The 22,759-nt window shown below is 70.5% G+C and carries 21 protein-coding genes; 10 read left to right on the forward strand and 11 right to left on the reverse strand.

The features are described 5' to 3' along the window. Positions 1-117: 117 nt before the first annotated feature. On the forward strand, positions 118-1,608 hold the full coding sequence (locus K7C20_RS01125; protein ID WP_245171173.1) for an alpha/beta hydrolase: 1,491 nt from the start codon (positions 118-120) through the stop codon (positions 1,606-1,608). 101 nt (positions 1,609-1,709) lie between these two features. Here K7C20_RS01125 and K7C20_RS01130 read toward each other — a convergent pair whose 3' ends face one another. After that, a complete protein-coding gene (locus K7C20_RS01130; protein WP_030075049.1) occupies positions 1,710-2,369 on the reverse strand; it encodes a CatB-related O-acetyltransferase in 660 nt (219 codons plus the stop codon). 346 nt (positions 2,370-2,715) lie between these two features. Here K7C20_RS01130 and K7C20_RS01135 point away from each other — a divergent pair, with 346 nt between their 5' ends. The 3 genes from K7C20_RS01135 (at position 2,716) to K7C20_RS01145 (ending at position 6,596) form a co-directional block, all read left to right on the forward strand. Beyond that, complete coding sequence (locus K7C20_RS01135; RefSeq protein WP_053209256.1) at positions 2,716-4,080, forward strand: flavin monoamine oxidase family protein; 1,365 nt, start codon at positions 2,716-2,718, stop codon at positions 4,078-4,080. Between the two features lie 80 nt (positions 4,081-4,160). Continuing rightward, positions 4,161-5,351, forward strand: a complete 1,191-nt coding sequence (locus tag K7C20_RS01140) for a sensor histidine kinase (protein WP_030075045.1) — start codon at positions 4,161-4,163, stop codon at positions 5,349-5,351. A 57-nt stretch (positions 5,352-5,408) separates the two neighbouring features. Beyond that, entirely contained in the window at positions 5,409-6,596 is a 1,188-nt protein-coding gene (locus tag K7C20_RS01145) for a serine hydrolase domain-containing protein (RefSeq protein ID WP_030075044.1), read from the forward strand. A gap of 36 nt (positions 6,597-6,632) precedes the next feature. On the opposite strand, the gene K7C20_RS01150 is transcribed toward K7C20_RS01145, so the two are convergent. From K7C20_RS01150 to K7C20_RS01160, 3 genes are read right to left on the reverse strand one after another with little or no spacing between them, the layout of a single operon-like run. Next, positions 6,633-7,838, reverse strand: coding sequence for a cytochrome P450 (locus tag K7C20_RS01150; protein WP_030075043.1), 1,206 nt, complete (start codon positions 7,836-7,838; stop codon positions 6,633-6,635). A 36-nt stretch (positions 7,839-7,874) separates the two neighbouring features. Further along, complete coding sequence (locus K7C20_RS01155; RefSeq protein WP_030075042.1) at positions 7,875-9,239, reverse strand: NAD(P)/FAD-dependent oxidoreductase; 1,365 nt, start codon at positions 9,237-9,239, stop codon at positions 7,875-7,877. Beyond that, positions 9,229-9,438 (reverse strand): ferredoxin, encoded by a 210-nt coding sequence (locus K7C20_RS01160; RefSeq protein ID WP_030075041.1) that lies wholly within the window; start codon positions 9,436-9,438, stop codon positions 9,229-9,231. The genes K7C20_RS01155 and K7C20_RS01160 overlap by 11 nt, the downstream gene beginning before the upstream one ends. Positions 9,439-10,042: 604 nt before the next feature. Between K7C20_RS01160 and K7C20_RS01165 the strand changes: the two genes are divergently transcribed. Then, a complete protein-coding gene (locus K7C20_RS01165) occupies positions 10,043-10,666 on the forward strand; it encodes a hypothetical protein (protein WP_150127229.1) in 624 nt (207 codons plus the stop codon). Positions 10,667-11,162: 496 nt separating this feature from the next. Beyond that, the gene (gene gntA / locus K7C20_RS01170) at positions 11,163-11,840 is read left to right on the forward strand and encodes a guanitoxin biosynthesis heme-dependent pre-guanitoxin N-hydroxylase GntA (RefSeq protein ID WP_030075038.1); all 678 of its coding nucleotides are present in this window, start codon (positions 11,163-11,165) and stop codon (positions 11,838-11,840) included. Positions 11,841-12,026: 186 nt separating this feature from the next. Here the strand turns inward: gntA and K7C20_RS01175 are convergent, their stop codons facing one another. Next, on the reverse strand, positions 12,027-12,674 hold the full coding sequence (locus K7C20_RS01175; protein ID WP_048828511.1) for a DUF2238 domain-containing protein: 648 nt from the start codon (positions 12,672-12,674) through the stop codon (positions 12,027-12,029). A 313-nt stretch (positions 12,675-12,987) separates the two neighbouring features. On the opposite strand from K7C20_RS01175, the gene K7C20_RS01180 reads away from it, so the two are divergent. Then, positions 12,988-13,629 (forward strand): hypothetical protein, encoded by a 642-nt coding sequence (locus K7C20_RS01180; RefSeq protein ID WP_245171175.1) that lies wholly within the window; start codon positions 12,988-12,990, stop codon positions 13,627-13,629. A gap of 348 nt (positions 13,630-13,977) precedes the next feature. Here the strand turns inward: K7C20_RS01180 and K7C20_RS01185 are convergent, their stop codons facing one another. The 3 genes from K7C20_RS01185 to K7C20_RS01195 form a co-directional block, all read right to left on the reverse strand. After that, positions 13,978-14,706 (reverse strand): alpha/beta fold hydrolase, encoded by a 729-nt coding sequence (locus tag K7C20_RS01185; protein ID WP_048828528.1) that lies wholly within the window; start codon positions 14,704-14,706, stop codon positions 13,978-13,980. A 66-nt stretch (positions 14,707-14,772) separates the two neighbouring features. Continuing rightward, positions 14,773-14,976 (reverse strand): DUF2180 family protein, encoded by a 204-nt coding sequence (locus K7C20_RS01190; RefSeq protein ID WP_030075034.1) that lies wholly within the window; start codon positions 14,974-14,976, stop codon positions 14,773-14,775. 171 nt (positions 14,977-15,147) lie between these two features. Next, positions 15,148-15,771 (reverse strand): histidine phosphatase family protein, encoded by a 624-nt coding sequence (locus K7C20_RS01195; RefSeq protein ID WP_030075033.1) that lies wholly within the window; start codon positions 15,769-15,771, stop codon positions 15,148-15,150. A 608-nt stretch (positions 15,772-16,379) separates the two neighbouring features. Between K7C20_RS01195 and K7C20_RS01200 the strand changes: the two genes are divergently transcribed. Both K7C20_RS01200 and K7C20_RS01205 read left to right on the forward strand, forming a co-directional pair. Beyond that, positions 16,380-17,030: a CAP domain-containing protein gene (locus K7C20_RS01200; protein WP_030075032.1), complete on the forward strand. Its 651-nt coding sequence runs from the start codon at positions 16,380-16,382 to the stop codon at positions 17,028-17,030. A 196-nt stretch (positions 17,031-17,226) separates the two neighbouring features. Further along, on the forward strand, positions 17,227-17,595 hold the full coding sequence (locus K7C20_RS01205; RefSeq protein WP_030075031.1) for a VOC family protein: 369 nt from the start codon (positions 17,227-17,229) through the stop codon (positions 17,593-17,595). 17 nt (positions 17,596-17,612) lie between these two features. Here the strand turns inward: K7C20_RS01205 and K7C20_RS01210 are convergent, their stop codons facing one another. Genes K7C20_RS01210 through K7C20_RS01220 form a run of 3 tightly spaced genes read right to left on the reverse strand, consistent with a single transcriptional unit; the run spans position 17,613 to position 21,220 of the window. Beyond that, positions 17,613-19,952, reverse strand: a complete 2,340-nt coding sequence (locus K7C20_RS01210; RefSeq protein ID WP_053209258.1) for an ABC transporter permease — start codon at positions 19,950-19,952, stop codon at positions 17,613-17,615. Positions 19,953-19,955: 3 nt separating this feature from the next. After that, on the reverse strand, positions 19,956-20,717 hold the full coding sequence (locus tag K7C20_RS01215; RefSeq protein WP_030075028.1) for an ABC transporter ATP-binding protein: 762 nt from the start codon (positions 20,715-20,717) through the stop codon (positions 19,956-19,958). Beyond that, entirely contained in the window at positions 20,714-21,220 is a 507-nt protein-coding gene (locus K7C20_RS01220; protein WP_030075027.1) for a PadR family transcriptional regulator, read from the reverse strand. The genes K7C20_RS01215 and K7C20_RS01220 overlap by 4 nt, the downstream gene beginning before the upstream one ends. Positions 21,221-21,392: 172 nt before the next feature. Here K7C20_RS01220 and K7C20_RS01225 point away from each other — a divergent pair, with 172 nt between their 5' ends. Then, entirely contained in the window at positions 21,393-22,664 is a 1,272-nt protein-coding gene (locus tag K7C20_RS01225) for an ABC transporter substrate-binding protein (protein WP_030075026.1), read from the forward strand. The last annotated feature ends 95 nt before the right edge of the window (positions 22,665-22,759 follow it).

The following is a 22,759-nucleotide window of genomic DNA, read 5'->3' on the forward strand; positions in this document are numbered from 1 at the left end:
CCGGCGGCCCCTCGGTGAGGGCCGTCCGGCTTGACCGGCCCATACTGTAAACGATAATCATTTTCATTGCCACCACGTACTGCGGCGCCCGTCGCCGCGCTCCCGAATGCGAGACCTGTGATTCCTGCCGTACGCCGCACGGGGCTGCTCTGCGCCCTGACGGCCACCGCCGCCCTGCTTCCGGCCACCCCCGCCCCCGCCGCTCCCCCGCCGGCGCCGGCGCTCCGCTTCGGCGCCTGCCCGGACTCCCTGCCGGCTCCGCCCCCGCCCGCACACGTCGAATGCGGCCAGCTGAGCGTGCCGCTGGACCGGAGCCACCCGGACGGCAGGCACCTGCGCATCGCCGTCTCCCGTATCCGCGCCTCGGGACCGGCGTCCGAACGGCGCGGCGTCCTGCTGGTCAACCCGGGCGGGCCGGGCGGCTCGGGGCTCCCCTACGCGGTCACCAAACGCGCCAAACTGCCGGAGCGCGTGCGGCGTTCGTACGACGTGATCGGGTTTGACCCGCGCGGCACCGGCGCGAGCGCCCCCGCGGACTGCGGACCGATGGGCGGCCTCTTCGACAGCCCCGGGCCGGACCCCGTCCCGGAGGGCCGGGCGGCCGGGAAGGCCTATCTCGACACCCTGCGGCGGACCGCGGACGACTGCGCCCACGGCGTCAAGGACGCCCTGCCGTATCTGTCGACCACCGAGACCGCCCGGGACATGGACGCCATACGGGCGGCGCTCGGCGAACAGCGGATCGGCTTCCTCGGCGTCTCGTACGGCAGCTATCTGGGCGCCGCCTACGCCGCCCAATTCCCCCGGCGGGTCGGCCGGATGGTGCTGGACAGCGTCGTCGGACCCTGGGCGTGGTACGACTTCGATCTCGTCCAGAGCCGGGCTCTGGTGCGCCAGCGGGCGGTCTTCTTCGCCTGGGCCGCCCGGCACGAGAAGCGCTTCGGGCTCGGTGCCGACGGTGCGGCGGTCCGCGCCGCGTACCAGCGGGTGCGGAACGGCCTCGCGAAGCACCCCGTGGACGGCTTCGGGCCGGCGGAGTTCGACCGCACCGTGTACCGGGCGCTGGGCCGCACCGAGCGCTGGGCGGGCCTCGCCGACGGCCTGCGGACGTATCTGCGCGACGGGACCACCGGACCGCTGCGCCCGGCAGAGCCCTTCGACGGCGCCGCCTCACGTACGTACGAGGCCGCCAACCGCACCGTCAAGTGCGCGGACGGCCCGGCCCCCACGCCCGCCCGCGTCATGGCCGACGTCCGGCGGATGCGGCGGCTCGACCCGCAGCCGCTGCTCACGGGCGTGGAGGCCTCGGTGTGCGCGTACTGGCACCACCGCCCCGCGCACCGTACGCCGCTGGGCAGCCCCCAGGCCCCGCCGGTCCTGCTGATCGCCTCCGCGCACGACCCGGTCACCCCCGTCGAAGGAGCCCGGACGCTCCAGCGGCGACTGCCCGGCTCACGTCTGGTCTCCCTGCGCCACGACTACTCACACGGGGTGTTCGCCAGCCGCGGCAACGGGTGCGTGGACGGTACGGCTGTGGCATATCTGGTCGACGGGACCGTGCCCCCTGCCGATGTGCACTGCTCGGGGCCCGGACTGCCCACGCCCTGAGCCCCGTTGACCGTTCGCCGGCGCCCCTCGCTCCGTATGTCCCGCTCCCGGAGGCAGGCCGGGCCGAGCGCGCGCCGGCGAACGGGGGGCGTGCAGCGCGGCTACCGCTTCTCCGGGAGGGCGGCCTCCAGCGCGTCGATGCTGCCCGACATGATCGCCGGGATGTGTTCGGTGAGGTGCTCCACCGGCCAGTCCCACCAGGCCACCGCCAGAAGACGGGCAATGTCCGCCTCGTCGAAGCGACGACGGATGAGACGGGCCGGGTTGCCGCCGACGATCCCGTAGTCGGGGACGTCATCCACGACAACGGAACCGGAGGCGATGACCGCTCCGTGGCCGATGCGGACGCCGGGCATCACCGTGGCGCGGTATCCGAACCAGACATCATGGCCGACCACGGTGTCCCCCCGGCCGGGCAGACCGGTGATCAGATCGAAGTGTGCGGCCCAGGAGCCGCCCATGATCGGGAACGGGAACGTCGAGGGTCCGTCCATACGGTGGTTGGCGCCGTTCATGATGAACCGCACCCCCTCCCCCAGCGCACAGAACTTCCCGATGACCAGCTTCTCCGGCCCGTAGTGGTAGAGCACATTGCGGGTCTCGAAAGCAGTCGGATCGTCCGGATCGTCGTAGTAGGAGAACTCCCCGACCTCGATCAACGGCGAGGTCACCAGCGGTTTCAGCAGCACCACCCGGGGCTGCTCGGGCATCGGGTGCACCACGGTCGGATCGGCAGGAACGGCAGGAACGGCAGGCACCATGACGCTTCCTCACAACGTGCGGCAGACGGACCTCCCATGATCGCAACCCGCTCCCGGAACGGGCGACGCCTTTTCCTCGCCGGCCGGCCGTCGGAGCGCCCGGCCGAACGGCTTCCCTTCGAACGCGTCACGCCACCCGGCCGCGTACTCCTCGGCCACCGTGTCCTGGCTGGGGCGTACGACGTCGTGACGCGCACGATCACCCATACGGGCCGGCAAGCCACGTGGGGCACCTGGAGCCCGGCCGCTCTCTTGGCGGAGTGACGCCGCAGGAACACCGCCCGGCGCGCCCACTCGCCGGGCGGAGCCGGGCTCGGTGGGCGAGGCTGAACCGTGGAGGTGGATCATGGAACGGCTACAGGCAGACGTATGCGTGGTGGGCGCGGGTTTCGCCGGGCTCGCAGCCGCGAGACGACTCGTGCAGTGCGGTCTCGAGGTGGTGGTACTCGAGGCCAGGGACCGGGTGGGCGGGCGGGTGTGGAACCGGGCGCTGCCCGACGGCACGGTGGTATCGGCAGGCGGCACCTGGCTGGGCAAGGGACAGGACCGCATGTTCCAGCTCTGCAAGGAGCTGGGACTTGAGGTGTATCCCCAGTACAAGCGGGGCGCTCACATCCTGCGCCTGGACGGAGTCAACCACCGTTACCGCGGTGGCATCCCCGCCGCGGGCCCGGGGACGCTCATCGCCCTCGGTCTGGCGCTTGTGCGGCTGAATCTGATGGCGCGGCGCCTCCCGGCGGATGCCCCTTGGCGCGCCCGGGGTGCCCGGGCGCGGGACGCTCGTACGCTCGGGCAGTGGCTTTCCGGCCCGCTGAACGTGCCCTCGGCGACCGCCCGCACCCTGCTCGGGTCGGCCATGAATCTGCTGTTCTGCACCGACCCGGCGGAGGTCTCGCTGCTGGGCGCCCTCACCCTGGCCCGGGGCGGCGGCGGCTTCCACTACTACACCGACTCCCGCAGAACCGAAACCCATCTCGTGGACGGCGGAGCCCCCGAACTGGCGAGGCGGATGGCCGAGCACCTGGGAGAGAGGGTGCACCTGTCCAGCCCCGTTCAGCAGATCGCGCACGACGGCACCGGCGTGAAGGTCGTCTCCACCTCGTGTGTCGTGCGGGCGCAGCGCGTGATCGTGGCGGCGCCGCCGGTGCTGGCGGGACGGATCAGCTTCGACCCGCCGCTTCCCACCGCGTGCGGCCATCTGTTGCAGCGCGTGGTACCAGGGGCGATCATCCGGGTGCACACGGCGTACCCCCAGCCGTTCTGGCGCGAGCAGCACCTGTCGGGTCAGACGCTCGCGCCGCAGTCCGCCGTCCAGCTCACCATCGACCAGACGCCTCGGTCGGGACGGCCAGGTGTACTCAGCAGCTACGCGTTCAGCACCGGAGCCCTGCGCATCTCTCGCCTGGACCCGGCCGAGCGGCGAGAAGTCTGGCTGGACGCGCTGGCCGAGCGGTTCGGTCCGCAGGCGCGCCGCCCCACCGAGTATCTGGAGACCGACTGGTCCGCCCAACAGTGGTCGCTGGGCGGGATGATCGGCCACTTCCCGCCCGGCACGCTGACCAACTACGGCAGCGCGCTGCGGGAGCCGGTGGGCCGGATCCACTGGGCCAGTACCGAGTCGGCAACGCTGATGCACGGACTGATGGAGGGAGCGGTGCGCTCCGGCGAGCGAGCCGCCCACGAAGTCCTGACCCGGCTCGGCGCCCGCTGACCCTCCGCTCCAGGCCCTCAGGGACGGTGGGAGCGGCCGCCAACGCCGGCTCGTGCCGTCAGGCGTAAGCTGCTCGGCCCATGAACATACGGGGTGCATGGGCACGGATACGGGCGCTGTCGGACACCGGTCCCTGGCTGACGGACATCGGGGGCGCACTGCTGGTCCAGGCGGCGGTGTCGGTGCCATGGGTCATCCCGCGCGACCCGCGCCTGGAACCCGCGACCCTGGTTGCCTACCTTCTGACCACGCTCACGGTACTCCCGCTGCTGTGGCGGCGCCGGGCGCCGGTACGGGTGCTGCTCGCGGTCATGGCGGCCCAGGCGTTGTACGCGATCGCCGTGGACGGCCCGGGGCAGATGCTTCCGTACACGGGCCTGGTGGCGCTCTGCTCGGTCGCCGCCCACGCGCCGCGGTTCGCCCGTCGGATCGTGGGCGCGCTGACACTCGCGTCGGTCTTCCCCGCCGCGGCGGGGAACACGGGCGAGACGCGGGAGCTGGTGTTCTCGCTGATGACGTTCTCGGCGGCCTACGTCTTCGGGCGGCTCACCGACACCCAGCGGGCCTACACCCGGGCCGTGGAGGACCGGGCCAGGCAGCTGGAGCTCACCCATCGCATCGAGGCCGAACAGGCCGCCGCCCGGGAACGGGCCAGGATCGCCCGGGAGATGCACGACATCCTGTCCCACGCGGTGAGCCTGATGATCGTGCAGGCGGAGGCCGGCCCGGTCGCGGTCCGTACCGCGCCGGAGCGGGCGGAGGCGGCGTTCGACGCGATTTCGGAGAGCGGCAGGGACGCGATGGTGCAACTGCGCAGGATGCTCGGCGTGCTGCGCGAGGACGGCGCCGCCGCATCCGTGCCCCGCGAGCCGCAGCCCGCCCTCGCCGAGCTGCCGGACCTGGTCGAGCGGGTCCGCACCAGCGGTCTGACGGTCGTGTACGGCACGACGGGGGAAGTCCGGCCGCTTCCGCCGGACACGGAGGCCACGGTGTTCCGGATCGTGCAGGAGGCCCTGACCAATGCGGTCAAGCACGCGGCGGCGGAGCAGGTGTCCGTCCGACTCGCTTACGCAGCAGCTGAACTGATGATCACCGTCACCGATGACGGGCGTGGTCCCGGGACCACGACAGGGCACGGACTGATCGGCATCCGGGAGCGTGCCGCCGCGCACGGCGGCTCCGTCGGCACCGGGGCGGGGCCCGGCGGCCGGGGGTTCCGGGTCCGGGCGAGGATCCCGCTTGTAACCTCCCCCATGGGGGTGGGGAGTTGACGATTCGTGTGGTCAACACGGTGACCGTCCCGGATGCCACGCCACGGAGGTCCCACGATGAACGCTCGCGCCCGCACCGTCCTCGCCACGGCCCTGGTCCTCGGGATCGCAACGGGCGCGGCCGGCCCGGCCCTCGCCTCCGCCCCGAGGGCCGCGGCCACCACGCCCGCGTACAGCGCCCCGGATGCCGAGGCGCTGACGGCCGCGATCGCCGGGCTGCCGGACGCGAGTGCCACGGCCGCTCTGGTGCGGATCTCCGGCAGTGACGGCCGCTGGCGCGGCAGTTCCGGTGTGCACGATCTGACGTCCGGACGCCGGGCCGACCCGGACGCCCGTTTCCGCGCCGGTTCCGTCACCAAGGTCTTCACCGCGGCCACCGTGCTTCAACTGGCCGCCGAGAAGAAGGTCGACCTGGACCGCCCGGTCCGCGGCTATCTGCCGGACCTGATCCCGGTGGCGTACGAGAAGGTCACCGTGCGCCAGCTCCTGAACCACACCAGCGGACTGCCCTCCCCCGGTTTCCCGGGGACAACGGTCGAGGAGTGGTACGCCAACCGCTTCCATGTCTTCTCGCCGCGCGAGATGGTCGCCGACGCGACCGCCAAGAAGCGGTTGTTCCCGGCGGGAACGCAGCAGAACTACTCGAACATCGGCTACACGGTGGCGGGTCTGCTGATCGAGCGGGTGTCGGGCCACCGGTACGAGAGCGAGGTGACGCGCCGCATCCTGAAGCCGCTGGCCCTGCACGGCACCTCGTTCCCCGGCACCGACCCCCGTATCCACGGCCCGCACAACCACGGCTATCAGCGGATGACTCCGGACGACGGGAGCACCGGGCTGCGTGACGTCAGCGTATGGGGCACCACCGACGGCTGGGCGGCGGGCGACCTCATCTCCACCACCGCCGATCTGGAACGCTTCACCAAGGCCCTGTTCAGCGGGCGGGTGGTACGCGGCCCGCTGCTCGAGGAGATGTTCACGCTGCCGGACGACTCGGTGCGCGACTACTCCACCGGCAGACCCGCCGCCTTCTCCGTCGGCCTCACCTCCTGGAAGCTGGGCGGCCGCCAGGTATGGGGCAAGTCCGGCGGCCGCCGGGGCTACAACTCGGGCATCGGAGGCACCCGGGACCTCTCGCGCACCCTCGTGTACAGCGTCAACTCCACCAACGCCAAGGGCCAGGACACCAGCAAGACCGTGATGGACCTGATCGTGGCGGCCTTCGGAAAGCCGGCCGCGGGCTGATTCCGCCGCGCATTTCGGCGGGCGCCCTGGACGCCCTCAGCCGCTCTCGACCAGAAGGTGCCGGGGGCCTCGCAGTACGGGGCTGCGCCGGTAAGGAGGCGGGTCCTCGACCAGTCGGGGATGGTCGAGGTACTGGATGAGCTCGTTCAGTGCGATCTGCGCCTCCAGACGGGCGAGTGGTGCGCCGAAGCAGCTGTGGATGCCACTGCCGAAGCCGAGGTGCTGGTGGTCGTCGCGGGTCGGGTCGAAGCGGTCGGGGTCGGGGAACCGCAGGGGGTCGCGGTTGCCGGAGGCGAGCAGCAGGATGAGGGGCGCGCCTTGGGGGATGGTGACGCCCGCGACCTCGATGTCGGCCAACGGGGTGCGCTGCGGGAGCATCTGGACAGGAGGCTCGTAGCGCAGGAGTTCCTCCACCGCGTGGGGCATCAAGGCGGGTTCGGCGCGGAGGCGTGCCAGCTCGTCGGGGTGGCGCAGCAGGGTGAGGATGCCGTTGCTGATCAGGTTGACGGTTGTCTCGTGACCGGCGATGAGCAGCAGCACGGAGGTGGTCATGATTTCGAGCGGAGTGAGCTGCCCCTCGGAGCTGTCTCCGCCGACGAATGCGGAGAGCATGTCGTCGGACGGATGGGTACGGCGCTTCTCGGCGAGCTCACCGAGGTACAGGCCCATCGCCTTCCGGGCCTCCGCGGCTGCGCGCGGACGCTCGGTGGGGTCCTCCCCGGGGGTGGGATCGATGCCGGCGACGATCGCGTCCGACCACTCACGGAACCGCGGCTCGTCCTCGATCGGTACACCCAGGAGACGGCAGATCACCGTGACGGGGAGCGGATAGGCGAAGTCGTCGACGACGTCGATCCGCTCCTCGCCCCGGAAGGAGCCGATGAGGTCCTTGACGATCCTGGTGATCTCGTCGTGCATGCCGTCGATCCGGTCCGGCGTGTGGGGCGGGCCGAAGGAGCGCATGGCCAGGGCGCGCAGCCGGTGGTGTTCGGGGTCGTCGAGTCCGATGAAGGCCGGCGGAAGCCCCTCCTCGGCGGTCTCGTCCGGGACGGTGCGCTTGCGGCGGTCCGAACTGATCCGCGGGTCGTGCAGCAGCGCCTCGATGGCGTGGTAGGTCCCGACCAGGTAGCTGCCGTCCTCCTGCCGTGCCACCCCCGCCTCGCGCAGCTCGGCGTAGAGCGGATAGGGGTCGGCGCGGTTGGCGTAGTCGGTGATCCGGTGGAACAGGGTGTCCGCAGCCATGCGCGGGCTCCTCATCGCTAGGGAGGGGCGGTGGACTCAGCGGGCCGGTTGCACCAAGGTCAGTCGGCGGTCCGGCAGATGACCGGTGAGGGCGACGGTCGGACCGTGCGAGAGCACCTTCGGGTCCGGCACGTCGGAGGGGACGGGCTCGGGGGACTCGATCCGGTCGGCGGCGCCCGGCGCCGGCGGAAACGGCGCCGCCGTCTCGATCAGCCGCTGGTAGTACTCCAGCGACTTGGCCTGGTTCACACTCACCGCTGCCGTGACGCGTCCCCGGTAGCCGTAGACGGCGACCAGACGGGCGTCCTTCAGTGAGCCCTGGGCGATGACCACCTGATCGGAGAAGGTGGGCACTCCGACCGACTTGATGTTGAGGCCGAACTGACTCGACCAGAATGCCGGAACCGTCAGATGGGGACGTCTGCGCGGCCCCGCATGGATCATGTTGTGGGCCGCCACCTCGGCCTGGGCGACCGCGTTGCCCCAGTGCTCCAGAGAGAGCAGCTGATACTCGAAGAGCGGGTGCGGGAAGCGGGCCACGTCGCCGGCGGCGAAGACGTCGTCGGTGACGATCCCGTACATGTCGAAAGCCCGGCACCCCGCGTCGCAGGTCACTCCTCGCGGGCCCGCGGCGATCCCCGACTCGGCCAGCCACTCGGTGTTGCGGACCGCGCCGAGGGCCACCACGGCGACATCGGCATCGATCCCCGTACCGTCGGAGAACCGGGCGCCGGTGAGCCGGCCGTTGCCCTCCAGCGCGGTGACGGTCACTCCGCACCGCAGATCGACACCGTGCGCGCGCTGCAACTTCGCTGCAAGCGCCCCCAACGTTCCGCCGAGCGCACCGACCAGCGGCGCCGGACCCCGCTCCGCGACCGTCACCTCGAGACCGCGCTCCCGGCAGGCGGAGGCGATCTCCGACCCGGTGAACCCGGCACCGACGACAAGGACCCGTCGCGGTCCGGCATCGAGGCGCTCCGCAAGACGGCCGGCGTCCTCGATGGTGCGCAGGGTGAACACGCCGTCCAAGGCGGCCTCGGCAGGGTTCGGCCAGGGCCTGGCACGGGTTCCGGTGGCGATCAGCAGCCGGTCGAAAGGCACTTTCTCACCGTCGGCGAGGAGAACCTGTTTCCCGACCGGATCGAGTCCGGTGGCGCGCACACCGAGTTTCCATTCCGCGTCCACCTCGCGGCGCTGCGGCAGCCCGGTCTTGTCCGCCGACACCGTCCCGAGCAGCACCTGCTTGGACAACGGCGGTCTGTCATAGGGGGTGTGCGGCTCTTCCCCGATCAGAGTCAGCGTGCCGGCGAACCCCTCCTCGCGCAGCGTCTCGGCGGCCCGCAGCCCCGCGAGCGACGCCCCGACGATCACGATGCGGCCATCGCGTGGTTCACCGTGCACCGGCGCCCGCCTCCTCGCCCACGAGAATCGCCTGCACCGGACACGCGGCTTCGGCACGAAGGACACGTCCCTGCTGGTCGTCCGGGACGGCCGGGGTGTACAGCAGGGCCTCCTCGCCGTGCATCGTGAAGACACGGGGAGCGACGAACGCGCACTGCGCATACCCCTGACATCGATTGAGGTCAACAACGATGTTCATCCCGAGCCGCTCCTCCCACCGCCACACCCGTCGAGTCCGTCCTACAACCGGTCGCGGTGCTGCGCACGTGGTGGTGGGCCATCCGAGGACTACGCGGGGTGGGACGTCCGCCCCGCAGCGCGACAGGGGAAGGGCGACCGGCGACTGGCCACTGGCGACCGGTGGTGCTCTGGACGGCGACGGTGATTTTTTTCCTGCCGGTCGGCCAGTGTCGAGACGCTCCACTCCTGGGGCGGCGATCTGAACTCGATGCCGTCGCGTCGCAGTGGCTCCACCCCCGGCAGGGGTGCCGAGACCATGACGGAAGCGCCGACGGGAAGACTCAAAGGAGTGACAAGCGGACGGAGTTCAGCTCCTCCGTCAACCCGGTGGGGGGCCGCGACCAAAGCCCGTATGGCTCATTCATGTCCCCTTTCTTGACCGCCAAAGACGGGTTGGGCAGCATCCGAACACCCCATGACGGTGGGCTTGTTCGCTCGCATATCCGAGCGCGGACACCATGCGCGCGACGACAAAACGGAGCGCGGCCGGGTTAATTGCGGAGCGAGATGAGTAACATCCAGCCAACCGTAGATCGATCAGGCAAGAGAGAGCAGGCTGTTTCATGTCAGACTCGGAATTCGCTGTGCAGGTGGCCGCCAAGCTGAAGGGCATCGCGAAGGAGATCGACGAGCTACAGAAGCTCCGGGCCAAACTGGAGGATCTGCAACAGCACCTCGGAACGGATCCTCAGGAAGAAGCAGTTGTCGCAGCGCAGCCCGTGGAGACCGACAACACCACGGCGCCGAAACCGGTGACCGTACCCGCGGCCCGACGCGCAAAGCCTGCCGCACCGAAGGCCAAGCCGGCGAAGAAGGCCCCGGCCAAGACGGCCAAGACAGCGAGCAGCGCGAAGAAGGCACGGAAGGCCACACCGGCCAAGGGCAAAGCCCGGCAGCGGAACTCCACCCGCGTCGACCGCGTGCTCGGACTGCTCGACGAGCAGCCGCGTACGGTGACGGAGCTGACGAAGCTGCTGGCGCAGGAGCACCCGGACCACACGGCGCCGGAGACCGCCGTGCGCAACACCCTGGAGACCTCGCTCGTCGCCAAGGGTCTGGCACACCGCAGCAAGCAGGGAAGGAGCGTCTTCTACTCCCTCCCCGCCGCCGCCCCCAAGGCCGGCGCCGAGGCCCGGGAAACCGATGCCGCGGACGCCCCTGAGGAGGCCGCGACCGCCCGCGCCTGACCCGGGTCCCGCTCCCGTCTGCCGGTGCCGCCCCGTGCAGCCAGCAGACGGGGCGCGGCCGGCGCACGACAGACGGACCGCGATCGGCGTGCGGACGGGCCGCGATCGGCGTGCGGAGCGGGGACGGGCGTCTGCCTCGCGCCGGGAGCAGCCGCCCGCCGAGGGCGCGCGGAGCGGCGCAGAGGGGTTGGCGGAGCGGGGCTCGGGGACGTCGAGGGGCCACCGTGGCGATCAGGTGCCCTTGACGTCTGAGACGATGAAGATCGATAAGAAGCCCTGCGGGGAGAGCGAGCTGTCCGACGGCCGAGACTGGGTCGCGGCCCGATAGGGGTCAAATCACCGCAAAAGCGGTGCAGACGCCGTCGGTAAGGGCAGTCGCAGAGGGGTAATACGGCCGAGTCTTGACGAACCGGCCCTGCCCGATCTTGACTGCCAGGGTCCCCCCGCCGCAGGGCCCCCACCAGGGGTGTTGCCCCCCTTACCGAAGGTCACGAACATGACGGTTGACGCCACCGCCGCCACCGAAGTGGACGCCGCCACCGAAGTCGGACGGTTCCTGCTCGGCGACGCCTTCCCCTGCCTGGCCGGCCGTTCGGCATGGCGACAAGGTGGCATCACCCACCGCCATTACACGTGGTTCGGGGATGACGAAGTCGCCCGGGACATGGCAGCTGATCTCCAGGCGTATGTGGAGACGGTGGACTGGGCCGCCAAGCCCTTCACGAGCTTCGTGGCCACCTTCTCGGGCCCCCTCGACGTGACGGACATCGAGTTCGAGGCTCTGATGTGGCAGCAGCTCCAAGCCGTCCACGATCATGACAGTCTCACGCATCCCTGGGCCGAGGGCTACGACCGCGACCCGTCGTCCGGTGCCTTCGCGTACAGCGTCGCCGGGCATCCGTTCTTCGTGATCGGGCTGCACGAAACGCACAGCCGCATCGGCCGCCGCCCGCCCTTCCCGATGCTCGCCTTCAACTCCCACAACCAGTTCGACCGAATAAAGGCCGCGGGCCTGTGGGACCGGCTCCAGGAGAAGATCCGCAAGCAGGACATCGAGCTCCAGGGCAATATCAACCCCAACCTCGTGGAGTACGAGCAGCTCTCCGAGGCCCGGCGCTATTCGGGCCGGCGCAAACCGGCCGACTGGGCCTGCCCCTTCTCCGCTCGGGTGTGAGGGAACGGCGTCGAGTCGGTGGACGGTGCGCCTCGCGGGTCGACCGGGCCACCACCGGGCACCTCGTCCCGGATCCGGGAGCGTTGAGGCCGTAAGAACGACGAGCGGCCCTTGTCGGACGTGCGGACGACAAGGACCGCGCCCTCCAGGAACGGCTCACCACCCGCTCACGCGGCCGGAGCGGGATCAGGCAGCCGGGCGCACCGCGCTCCGGCCCCCTCCCGCCCCGTAGCGGGCCAGCTGGCGGTCGTGGAGGCGGCTGAGGAGCAGCAGCGAGACGACCGCCCCGAGGAGGGCGCAGGCCATGTCCCACTGGGTGTCCCACTGGTCCCCCTGAGTGGCGAGGAACGCGTCGGCGGCGGATCCGCCGGCCAGCGCGGCCCACCACTCGATCAACTCGAAGAACGCGCTGAAGGCCAGGCAGGCGCAGACCGTCAGCGGGGCCAGCCAGGCGCTGCCGCGCAGCGGGGACGTGCGAACCAGAAGTTCGCGGACCAGGATGGCGGGCACAAAGCCCTGCACCAGATGCCCGATGCGGTCGTAGGGATTGCGGGAGAGGCCCAGAGCGTCCTGAAGCCAGTGCCCCAAGGGGACCTCTGCGTAGGTGTAGTGACCGCCGACGATCAGGACCAGTGCATGCACGGCGAGCAGACAGCACAGCAGCGGGCTGAGCGGAAAGCGTCGCCACACCAGGACCAGCAACGGCAGGCCGACGAGCACCCAGCAGGTCTCCATGATCCATGTGGCGCGGTCACGGGGCCCCAGCCCCGACAGGGCCAGGGCGACGAGCACTCCTGCGGCCAGGGCCGGGGGAAGCGTGCGGGACGTGGTCATGGCCTTCATGGATCAGCCTCGAAGACATCGGGTACGGGTCGGCGCGGCACCGCCACGGGGGCGGACGGACAGGCCCCGGCCGTACGGCGCACACACCGGCCGAAACCGATATAACACCGCACAACCGGCGATCTCTTGACCGCGCCAGGTCATCCGTTTCAGCGTCATGGCCACCGAAGGGCGCTGTCATGAGTACCGCTACTCAGATCCTTCTTTCCTGGGCTGAGATCCGTAGCCTGACTCCATCGAAGCCACCGATGACGTGCACATGGCGCGTACGATCGGATGCCCCCCTACGGGAAAGGCATCCCCCATGAAGAAGACATCCGCTCGCAGAGTCACCTGGCGCATGCTGCTCGCCCTGGGCGGCGTGGCAGCGTTAGCCGTGCCTACCGCGGGAGCCGCCGAGGCCGTACCGCGCGCTACCGGGGGAGGAGGCCGGGTCGGCGGGTGTGCCGTGGTGTATTTCGACCTCGGTGAAACGTTGGTACACACGGCCGAGGACAAGAGCGTCCGCTACATGCCGGGAGCCGCCAGGTATCTGCGCGCGCTGCGCGCCCGCCACATCCCCGTCGGGCTGATCACCAACGTTCCGTCGTCGTGGGGCGCCACCGACGCGGAGCGGGCAGCGGAGTTGAAGAAGGTGATCGACAAGGACTGGGCGGACAGCCGTCCGTTCGCCTGGTCGGACTTCGGCGACCGGATCTTCACCCCGCGGACCGAGGCGGAAAGAAAGCCCGCGCCGGCACTGTGGAAGCGCGCCAAGAAGGCATCGGGCCACTGCCGGGTGGTGTACCAGGCGGAGACCACGGATGAGGTACAGGCAAGCGCCTCACTCGGGTTCGTCGCCTACCAGGCCGCCCGGCCCAAGTGGCCCGCGTACCTGCCGGTGCCGCTGATCGCCGCCCTCGCCCATCTTCCCCACGGGAACGCGGCGGCCACCGAACAGCGTTGAGGCGCTCAGCCCACCACGTCACCCGTCGCGCAACCGGCCGGGGGCCGCACGGCAGAGGTCATGGCGGGCAGCGAGGTGGTAGCGACGTGAGCGGTGTCGCAGGTGCCGCGTCCGGCCGTCGCGAGGGCCCGGACGCCTGAGGAGCGACTGCGGCGCCTTGGCGGGGAGGGGGAAGGCTCGCCCCGGGGAGCACCTTCCCCCTCCCCCGAGGTCGCTCCTCTTCGGTCCCGACGGGACTTCGCGGACACACCCTGGGCGCCGCTCGGCAGGCACGAGCCGGAGGGACGGCGAGTGGAGGATGCCGACTCCGCTGTCGACTCGCCTGTCAGGGGCGGCCCGGTGAGACCGTCACCCGGCCGCCGTCCGGCTGTAGCGTTCCAGCCGGTCGGCCAGCTCGGCCGGACGGGACAGCATCGGGAAGTGCCCGCCCTCCATCTCGTCGGGTGCCGCCCCCAGACGCTCGGTCACCACTGTGCGCAGGAACGGTGCCGGGAAAAGGCGGTCCTGACGGCACAGCAGAAAGCGGGTCGCCACCGCGGGCCAGGCCGCCATCGGCCAGGGCCGCGAAGCAGGGGTCCCGGACTGCCGCCGCCACCGGACCGCGGCCTCGGCCGCCAGCTCCGGCGGCAGGTCCTGGAAGAACGGATCCGCGGCAGAGCCCGGCACAGCGGACTCCGGCACCGGCTTCCCGGCCGTGTCCGCCCCCGCCTTCTGCGCGGCCCGCCCGGCCCGCCTGACCTGCTCGTCCGGGTGGCGCGTCGCCGCCCACCAGTCCACCGGCGCCTCACCCGGCAAGGGCACCATCGCGGCCAACAACACCAGCAGATCCACCGGCACCCGCGCGCAGACGAGGGGCGCGGTGAACCCGGCGAACGAGTGCGCCACGAGCGTGAGCCGCCCCCGCCCCGCAACCGCGGCGACGACGGCGTCCGCGTACTCGTCCAGGCCTGCCGCGTCGTCGTCGCACGGCAGATCCACGCTCACCACGTCACGCCCCCTGGCCCGCAGCTCCGCGGCCAGCAGATGCCAATGCCACGAGTCGCACGCCGCGCCTGGAATCAGCACAAAGGTCGTCATCGGCCGCATCATGCCACCGGCCTCCGCCTCGCGCCCGTGCCACGACGAGAACACCTCGGGGCTCGCTCAGATCGACTGTGTCGCTCCCCGGCAGATCTTGCACACGATGCGGCGTGCCGGGTCCGGCAGCGTGCTCTGGCCTACGCCCTGCACCCGGGTCACGGTCTGCGGTGCGGACCAGGCGTGCTGGTGGCACAGCGCGGCACCGCAGTTCCGGCAGATCGCCACCGCGGCGGCGTTTCCGGCCGGCGTGCAGTCATAGCAGTTCATGGCAGATTTCCGATCTCGTGAGGCAGGCCGACGGGACCCACCGGCAATGTACGTCGCCACGCATGACGGACGCGGGAAGCACAGTGCCGGGTCGGGGCGGCTCACCTGGCCGCCACAAGGAAGAGAGCGCCCCGTGCAGGGGCGCTGCGCCCCGTCAGCTCGATCGTCGGCTCAGACGTGAAGTTCGGGCGGGAAGCCGGTCCAGCGGAGCTCCGCCGGGAGGTGCCCCATGTCGTTGTAGAAGAGCACGGAGGCGGGCCGGCCGGGCGCGTAGCGGATGACGGTCAGCGCGGCGTTGGCGTGGTGGAGGCCCATCCAGCGCCACTCGGGCGCGTCGAGGGCGGCGCGGACGAGCCAGCCGATCAGGAAGTTGTGGGTGACGAGAAGTTCGTGACGAGGTGCGTCACCGGCGACCGGTCCGGCGAACCGGGCGAGAGCTTCCCGGGCCAGCGCCGGACCACGTTCGCGCTCCTCCGCCGGAAACTGGGCCAGGCGGTGGAGCATGTCGTCGGCCGACTCCGAAGGCAGCTCGTGCCTCTGCGGCAGGTAGGGGATATAGTCCCCGGCCTGTTCCGACGGGCAGAGGGGAACGTCGTCGAGCTGGTCACGGACCAGCCGGGCAGTCTGCTCCGCGCGCGGGAGCGGCCCGTGACGGCACACCGAGAGAGGGGTGCGCCGGAGCCGCTCACCGAGCAGTACGGCCTGACGGCGACCGCGGTCCGTCAGCTCGCTCTCGTCCGGTGAGGCCTCACCGTGCCGTGCGAGGTAGAGGTAGCGCGTAGCCGTTCCCGTCACGATTCAGGTCCTCCGTCGGTGTTCACGATCTTCGGATGCCCTGGTGGACGCCGGGGTGCGCGGTGTGGTTCCGCAGCCCGGCAGAAGCGGTGCGGCACGGACGGTATCGCGGTTGCGGCGCGGCGCGGCGGGCGGCGCCCACGCCGGGCCCTCGCCAGGGAACGCCGACACCCACCGGCATCCACCGACATGCACCGGATTCAGCTGTCTCGTGACATGCGTCATAGCACCTTTCCGCACTAACTAAGCTGGATAGTAGATGGCGCCGGCGGGACATAAGAGATTTGTCCGTCTTGGCCGATGAATGCCTCACGCAGGGATAAGTGGTATTCGGCCCGTGCCCCACTTTTGCCCGCACGGTCACTGCATAACGGCTTCTGACGGAGCAACAGGAATTCGCGAAAGATCGACGATTCCGACAGCACGCCCGTACCGCCATGACAAGAGCCGTCCCGCTCTACTAAGCGCAGTAGTACTCAGACTTTGTTGCCTTGTCCGCAGGCGGCCCGAAGAATGCGACCCGCAAGGCGTCTCCGCAGCTCAGGCGCGTGAATTGCACAGAGCCAGCCGCGCCAGGGACGCTCCGCAATTACCGATTGAGGTCACGCATGAGGAAACATCGCAGGACGCGGCGCTACCGGCAGATAACCGTCGCTGCCTTGGCCATAGGCGCTGTCGGCGTGCCCTCCGCCGCCATGGCGTGTCTGGGGCAGGAGAATGAGGCCGGCCGCCACCACGGCCATTGGCGGAATGCCGCATTCGAGCACCGGGCATCGAAGGCGCACGAGTGGTCCAAGACGACTACCGGGGCAGCTCAGAAGCCCGCCGCGACTCCTGCCGCTTCGAAGACGACCAGCTCTTCGAAAACCACTGCCAAGGCTTCCGCCGCCACGGACCGCGTGGTCGAACTCGTCAACGAAGAGCGCAGCAAGGCCGGGTGCTCGAAGCTGACCGTGAATGCGAAACTGACGAAGGCCGCCCAGGACCACAGCAAGGACATGGCGGACCATCGGAATATGTCGCACACGGGCTCCGACGGCTCCTCTCCGGATGACCGGATCACCCGGGCCGGTTACCAGTGGAATTCCTACGGCGAGAACGTCGCCTACGGTTACTCCACGCCCGAGGAGGTCATGAAGGGCTGGATGTCCAGCCCCGGCCACAAGAAGAACATCCTTGACTGCTCGTTCAAGGAGATCGGCGTCGGCCATGCGCAGCCCGACGATTACTGGACGCAGGACTTCGGAGCAGCGGGATAGCCGGCACCAGGAAACCGGCCGCCACTTCCCCGGCCTCCTTTCCTCGGCACCCTGTGCAGCGCATGAAGGTCCCCGACCGGAATCCCGGCCGGGGACCTCGGCGTGCGACGACGAAGAAGCAGTCGCGGCGTGTGCAGCTGATCCGTAGGGTGTGACGCGCCTTTGCCGAGAGCGTGATGGACGCCATGGAGTCGCCATGCCACCGAAGTTGAAGCTGACGGCGATCACACTCGACTGCCCCGATCCCCAGGCACTGGCCGCCTTCTACCGGGAGGCCACCGGACATGCACTCGCCCCGGGATCCAACGGTGACTTCGCTGCACTCGTCCGCGAGGACGGGCTCGTCATCGGCTTCCAGCGGGTGGACGACTACCAGGCTCCGCGCTGGCCCGACCAGGCCGCACCACAACAATTCCACCTCGACTTCGCGGTCGATGACCTCGACGAGGCCGAGGCCCTGCTGTTGAAGTGGGGCGCGGTCAAGCCGGAGCACCAACCGGGCGGGGACAGGTGGAGGGTCTTCACCGACCCGGCCGGGCACCCCTTCTGCCTGACCAGAGGCTGACCTCGAGATCACCGCCGCTAGAGCTGGGCGCTGGCCGAATCCGCGAGCCGGCGCCGCACCGCGCGGGCGGCCGGCAGGGCCGAGGCGATGGCGGCGATCGCCACGGCGACGGCAATGACCAGCAGCAGGATGCCCGTGGCGGGACGCTGGGCGATGCCGGTCCCCCAGCCGCTGGTGCGGCCCTGGAGGTTGATGAGCCACTCGGAGGCGAGCAGGCCCAGCGCCGTGCCGGCCAGCGCGGCGGCGAGCGTGACGAAGGCTGTGGCCGAGACGATGACCGCGGTGATCTGGCGAGGAGTGAGACCGACGGCCTTGAGGGCGAGCAGGTCACGACTGCGGTCGCGGACGGCGGCACCGACCGTCGTCGCCAGTTCCGCCAGCCCGATCAGGATCAGCACCCCGATCAGGCCGATGCTGACGGCACGGACCGCCGACAGCTGGTCTGCGGGGTTGGGGACCTCGCGCACTTCGAGGCGGCCGGCGGACGCCTCGGTCAGGGCGTCGCGTACGGCACCGGGATCGGCATCGTGGTTCAGGACCAGGTTGTAGAAGTCCGGGCGGGGCGGGTGCGGGCCGGAGGGGGTGGCGTCGGCGGTGTCGCCGTCGAGCAGGGTGTCCAGGCTGGTGGAGATGACCCGGCCGGCGTCGGCGGTCTCGATGTTGCGGCCGACGATGTGGAGGACGTAAGGCCGGCCGGAGACGGTCATCCGGACCCAGTCGCCGACGTGTGCGTCGAGGAGTTCCAGCAGGCCCTGTCCGGCGACCGCTTCATCGGGGCCGTGGGCGGCGCGGCCTTCCACGACGGCGAAGGGGTACGGCTTGGCGTCCGTACCGAGCCCGCGCAGGGTAATCGTCCCGGTTTGGCCCGGTACGAGTGCCTGTTCCTCGGCGCCGGGGTAGGCCTTCATCCGTGGCCCCGCGGTCAGGAGCTGGCGTAGCTCCCGGTCGTCGAGGGTGTCGGAGCGTGCGGTGAGAGCCGCGGGCAGGCCGACGTTCCCGGGGTGGGAGGTGAAGCGGTCCAGGGTGGTCCAGGTGCCCAGCGCGATGGTGATCAGCAGCAGCGGGACGGCCAGCCGTGCCACCGCCGCCGAGGAGCGCAGCGGGCGGTGGAAGGCACCGCGCCAGCCGAGGACCAGGGCCGGTGGGATCCGCAGGCCGAGAGCCCGCCGGGTGAGGCCGGACGTCCGGCTGCCGGTGACGGTGGCGGCACGGGCGACGGGCACCGGCGGTACCCGCCCGGCACGCCAGGCCGCCAGACAGGTCGCCGAACCGATGAAGACCACCACACCACCGGAGATCACCAAGGGCAGCCAGGCGTGCTCGGGAAGCCGGTGCCACAGGGCCATCGCCTCGCCGATCCGGCCGGGGACCAGAGTGCCGAGCCCCTGGGTGAGCAGTGCTCCGAGGGCGACGCCCAGCAGCGCCAGGCCGAGGTGGAGCGCGAGGAACATCCGGACCACCTGGCCCGGCGTGAACCCGATGGCCTTGAGGACCGAGATGTCCCGCAGATGTCCGCGGATCCGGGTACTGATGGCGCCGCCCACGGCCAGGGCGGCGGCGAGCAGCGCACCGAGTCCGAAGAGGCCGAGCAGCCGTCCGAGGAGTTGGTTGTCCCCCTCGGCTTCGGCCTTGGCCTGCCGCCAGGTGGAGACATCGGTGATCTGATCGGCGCCGAGCCGGGTGACCGCCCGCTGGACGACGTAGTCGGTGTCCGCGGGGTCGGTGAGCTGGAGGCCTATGGTGCGGCCGCGCTGGTCGCGGCCCGCGTCGGAGGCGGCGAGGGTTTCGGGGAGCACCCAGCCGACTCCCGGCGACTCGCCCGCGCGGAAGGCGACCTCGGCGGTGTCCGCGACACCCACCACTCGCAGATGTGCTGCGATACCGCTCAGCACGAGGGTGTCGCCCGGCTTTGCCCACATCGCGCGGGCGACCGAGCTGTCCAGCACGATGCCCTTGGTGGCGCCCGCGTCGGTGCCCGCGTCGAGCCAGCGGCCCGCCACGATCTGGGGCGACGCGGTGGCGGGGCGCCGTGCCGCACCGCGCAGCTCCACCGTCGCCTTGGCGCCGCCGGGCTGGAGGCTCGCGGTGGTGCGGACCGTACGGAACGGGCCTGAGGTGGCTCGTACCTCGTCCAGTTCGGCGAGCGACCCGGTGGCGGTGCCGGCTTGGGTGTGGATCCATACGTGGGCGCCGGAGGACTGGGTGAAGACCCGTTGCCACGGGTCGGTCGCATAGGCGAACAGCGCGGTGGCCAGCAACAGCGAGATGGTGATCCCGGCGGTCGCCAGCACGATGAGGACCGCGGCCGGTCGGTGTGCTCTCAGGTGCGCCTGTGTCCAGCGTGCCGCTGCTCGCACGGGTCAGCCCTTGAGCTTGAGTACGTCGGCCACACCGGCCGCGGGCCGGTTCCGGCTGCCGCCGAGGTGAGCGTCGTCGGCCACCTGGCCGTCGTAGAAGCTGATCACCCGGTCCGCGGCGCTGGCCATTCTGGCGTCATGGGTGACCAACAAGATCGTCTGACCGCGCTGGTGGAAGCGGGCGAGCAGCCGCAGTACCTCCCTGGTGCCCTTGCTGTCGAGGCTGCCGGCGGGTTCGTCGGCGAGCAGCAGGCTGGGGGTGTTGACCAGGGCGCGGGCCAGCGCGACGCGCTGCTGTTCGCCACCGGACAGCTCGCCCGGGGTGCAGTTCTCCTTGCCCGTCAGGCCCAGTTCGTCGAGCAGTTCCGCCCGGTCGGTGCGGGCCTGCCGGGGGGACCTGCCGGCCAGTAGTGCGGGGAGTTCGACGTTGTCGGCGACGCTGAGGTTCGAGACCAGGTTGAAGAACTGGAAGACGATGCCGATGTGGTGGCGGCGCAGCTCCGCCCAGCGTGCCTCGCTGTAGCCGTCGACCTGGCGGCCGTCGAGCCAGAGCGCACCGCTGTCGGGCCGGTCGAGGCCGCCGAGGAGGTGCAGCAGCGTGGATTTGCCGGCTCCCGAGGGCCCGGTGACGGCGACGAACTCACCGCGTTCGATGGAGAGGTCGACGCCCCGCACCGCGGGCACGGGGGCGGCACCTTCCGGCCGGTGGGTCTTGACCAGGCCGGCTGCCCGGACTATCGGGCCGGACGGCTCGTCCCGGTTCATTCCAATTCCTCCTGACAGCGCTCCAGCCAGTCGAGATCCGCCTGCAGATGCAGCATCGCGCCCTCTATCAGCAGCTGTGCCACCCGGTTGTCCCGGTCCTCGCCCGCCGCGAGTTTCGACAGGTCACGCATGGTGTTGAGGTAGTGGCGGCGCTGCTTGTTGATCAGGGCGATCTGGTCTGCGGTCCCGGTGTGGGGGGCCAGGGCGAGCTTCATGAAGAATTCGTCCCGTACCCGTGGTTCGGCGGTGGATTCCTCGAACCAGGCGTCCACCGTCTCGCGTCCCGCCTCGGTGATCCGGTAGATGCGCTTGTTCGGGCGGTCCGACTGCTCGACGTCCTCCCCCGCGATCAGGCCCGCCTTCTCCAGCCTGCCCAGGGTGACGTAGATCTGGCCGACGTTCGGCTGAGGGTATGCCGCGCCCAGGAGGTTCTCAAGGGCCTGTTTGAGTTCGTAGCCGTGTGCGGGGCCGCTGACCAACAGCGCCAGGAGTGGCAGCCGCACGCTCTCCCTCTCCCTCCCCGCCCTAGTTGACCGTCATCTGGACTCATCCGACTGTGAGCCGGGTCGCCGTCGCATCTTCCTGCAGCATCTAGTATCCCGCATGGCTAACAGGTATACATGGGGCGGGCTGTCGGTCCAGTGTCCCGTCGACGCCTGGTAAGAGGAGGAGCCCATGCGGTGGAAGCGTGCCGCGGGAAGGGCTCTGCTGGTCTGCTCCTTGCTGTTCGCGGGCCAGGCCGGTGCGCGGGCCGGAGAGCCGGCCGGCGGTCCGGACGGACGGGGCCCGATCACCCTGGTGACGGGCGGCGACCTCACGGGCTATCTGCGGGGTGTCCTCGACGGCTGGAACGAGAGGCACCCACGCGAGAAGGTAACGCTGGTCGAGCTGCCGGACGCGGCCGACGAGGTACGCGCCCAGATGGTCACGGAGCTACGCTCCCGCAGCGACCGCTTCGACGTGCTGAACATCGACGTGGCATGGACATCGGAGTTCGCAGCCGCGGGCTGGATCAAGCCCGTGAACGGTGCGCAGTTCCCGCTGAAGCACTTCCTTCCTCCCGTCGTGGACACCGCCACCTTCCGGGGGCGGCTCTACGCGGTCCCGTACGTCACCAACGCCGGGCTGCTCTACTACCGCAAGGACGTGCTCGCCCGTGAAGGTGCGCGGCCGCCTCGCACCTGGGCCGAGCTGGAGCGGCTGGCGAAGACGGTCGCGCCCAAGTACGGGATGGACGGTTACGCGGGCCAGTTCCTGCCGTACGAGGGGCTGACCGCCAATGTCGGCGAGGCCGTTCAGTCGGCGGGCGGCTCGGTGCTCGCGGGCGAGGGTGCGCGTGTGACGGTGGACTCCCCCGCGGCCCGTCGTGGCCTGTCCTTTCTGCTCGACGGGGTGCGCGAGGGCTGGATCCCGCCGCGGGCGCTGACATACAAGGAAGAGGAGTCCCGCAAGGCCTTCCAGGACGGCCGGCTGCTGTTCCTGCGGAACTGGCCGTATGCCTACGCGCTGGCCAACGCCCGGTCGTCGAAGGTGGCGGGAAAGTTCGGCGCGGTGCCGCTGCCGGGTCCTGACGGGCCGGGCTCCAGCGCGCTGGGCGGGTCCAATCTTGCGGTCAACGCGCAGTCGCGACACCAGAAGACGGCCACCGAGCTGATCTCCTATCTGACGACCGAGTCGGTACAGCGCCGGGTGCTCACCGAGGGCGCGCTGCCACCGGTGTGGGCCGACCTGTACTCGGATCCGGAACTGGTGCGTCGCTTCCCGTACCTGCCGACGCTCAAGCGGGGCGTCCTGGCGGCCAAGCCGCGCCTCAAGAGCCCGCATTACGACCAGGTGAGCCTGGCGGTTCAGGCCGTCATGCATGACGCGCTGCTCCATCGCCGGAGCACGGATGCCACCGTCGCGCGGCTGACGAGAGAGTTGCGGGCCATCGTCGGCCGCGGCTGAACCCTCACGGCCTTCAGCAGTCCCACCACCCCTGCCCTAGTTACTTGTTAGGTACAGGCTGGCCTCCCAATCTCCCATAAATCCGGGCATCTCGC

Origin of the sequence: Streptomyces decoyicus (assembly GCF_019880305.1) — a bacterium.
Classification (GTDB): domain Bacteria; phylum Actinomycetota; class Actinomycetes; order Streptomycetales; family Streptomycetaceae; genus Streptomyces; species Streptomyces decoyicus.

What these genes read in the sequence shown, in the direction of transcription:
- K7C20_RS01175 (WP_048828511.1), bottom strand. Translation starts at nt 12,674, where the DNA reads ATGACCACGTCCCGCACGCTTCCCCCGGCCCTGGCCGCAGGAGTGCTC.
- gntA (WP_030075038.1), top strand. Translation starts at nt 11,163, where the DNA reads ATGACGGTTGACGCCACCGCCGCCACCGAAGTGGACGCCGCCACCGAA.
- K7C20_RS01145 (WP_030075044.1), top strand. Translation starts at nt 5,409, where the DNA reads ATGAACGCTCGCGCCCGCACCGTCCTCGCCACGGCCCTGGTCCTCGGG.
- K7C20_RS01185 (WP_048828528.1), bottom strand. Translation starts at nt 14,706, where the DNA reads ATGACGACCTTTGTGCTGATTCCAGGCGCGGCGTGCGACTCGTGGCAT.
- K7C20_RS01150 (WP_030075043.1), bottom strand. Translation starts at nt 7,838, where the DNA reads ATGGCTGCGGACACCCTGTTCCACCGGATCACCGACTACGCCAACCGC.
- K7C20_RS01225 (WP_030075026.1), top strand. Translation starts at nt 21,393, where the DNA reads ATGCGGTGGAAGCGTGCCGCGGGAAGGGCTCTGCTGGTCTGCTCCTTG.
- K7C20_RS01180 (WP_245171175.1), top strand. Translation starts at nt 12,988, where the DNA reads ATGAAGAAGACATCCGCTCGCAGAGTCACCTGGCGCATGCTGCTCGCC.
- K7C20_RS01165 (WP_150127229.1), top strand. Translation starts at nt 10,043, where the DNA reads ATGTCAGACTCGGAATTCGCTGTGCAGGTGGCCGCCAAGCTGAAGGGC.
- K7C20_RS01135 (WP_053209256.1), top strand. Translation starts at nt 2,716, where the DNA reads ATGGAACGGCTACAGGCAGACGTATGCGTGGTGGGCGCGGGTTTCGCC.
- K7C20_RS01215 (WP_030075028.1), bottom strand. Translation starts at nt 20,717, where the DNA reads ATGAACCGGGACGAGCCGTCCGGCCCGATAGTCCGGGCAGCCGGCCTG.
- K7C20_RS01200 (WP_030075032.1), top strand. Translation starts at nt 16,380, where the DNA reads ATGAGGAAACATCGCAGGACGCGGCGCTACCGGCAGATAACCGTCGCT.
- K7C20_RS01140 (WP_030075045.1), top strand. Translation starts at nt 4,161, where the DNA reads ATGAACATACGGGGTGCATGGGCACGGATACGGGCGCTGTCGGACACC.
- K7C20_RS01205 (WP_030075031.1), top strand. Translation starts at nt 17,227, where the DNA reads ATGCCACCGAAGTTGAAGCTGACGGCGATCACACTCGACTGCCCCGAT.
- K7C20_RS01190 (WP_030075034.1), bottom strand. Translation starts at nt 14,976, where the DNA reads ATGAACTGCTATGACTGCACGCCGGCCGGAAACGCCGCCGCGGTGGCG.
- K7C20_RS01130 (WP_030075049.1), bottom strand. Translation starts at nt 2,369, where the DNA reads ATGGTGCCTGCCGTTCCTGCCGTTCCTGCCGATCCGACCGTGGTGCAC.
- K7C20_RS01160 (WP_030075041.1), bottom strand. Translation starts at nt 9,438, where the DNA reads ATGAACATCGTTGTTGACCTCAATCGATGTCAGGGGTATGCGCAGTGC.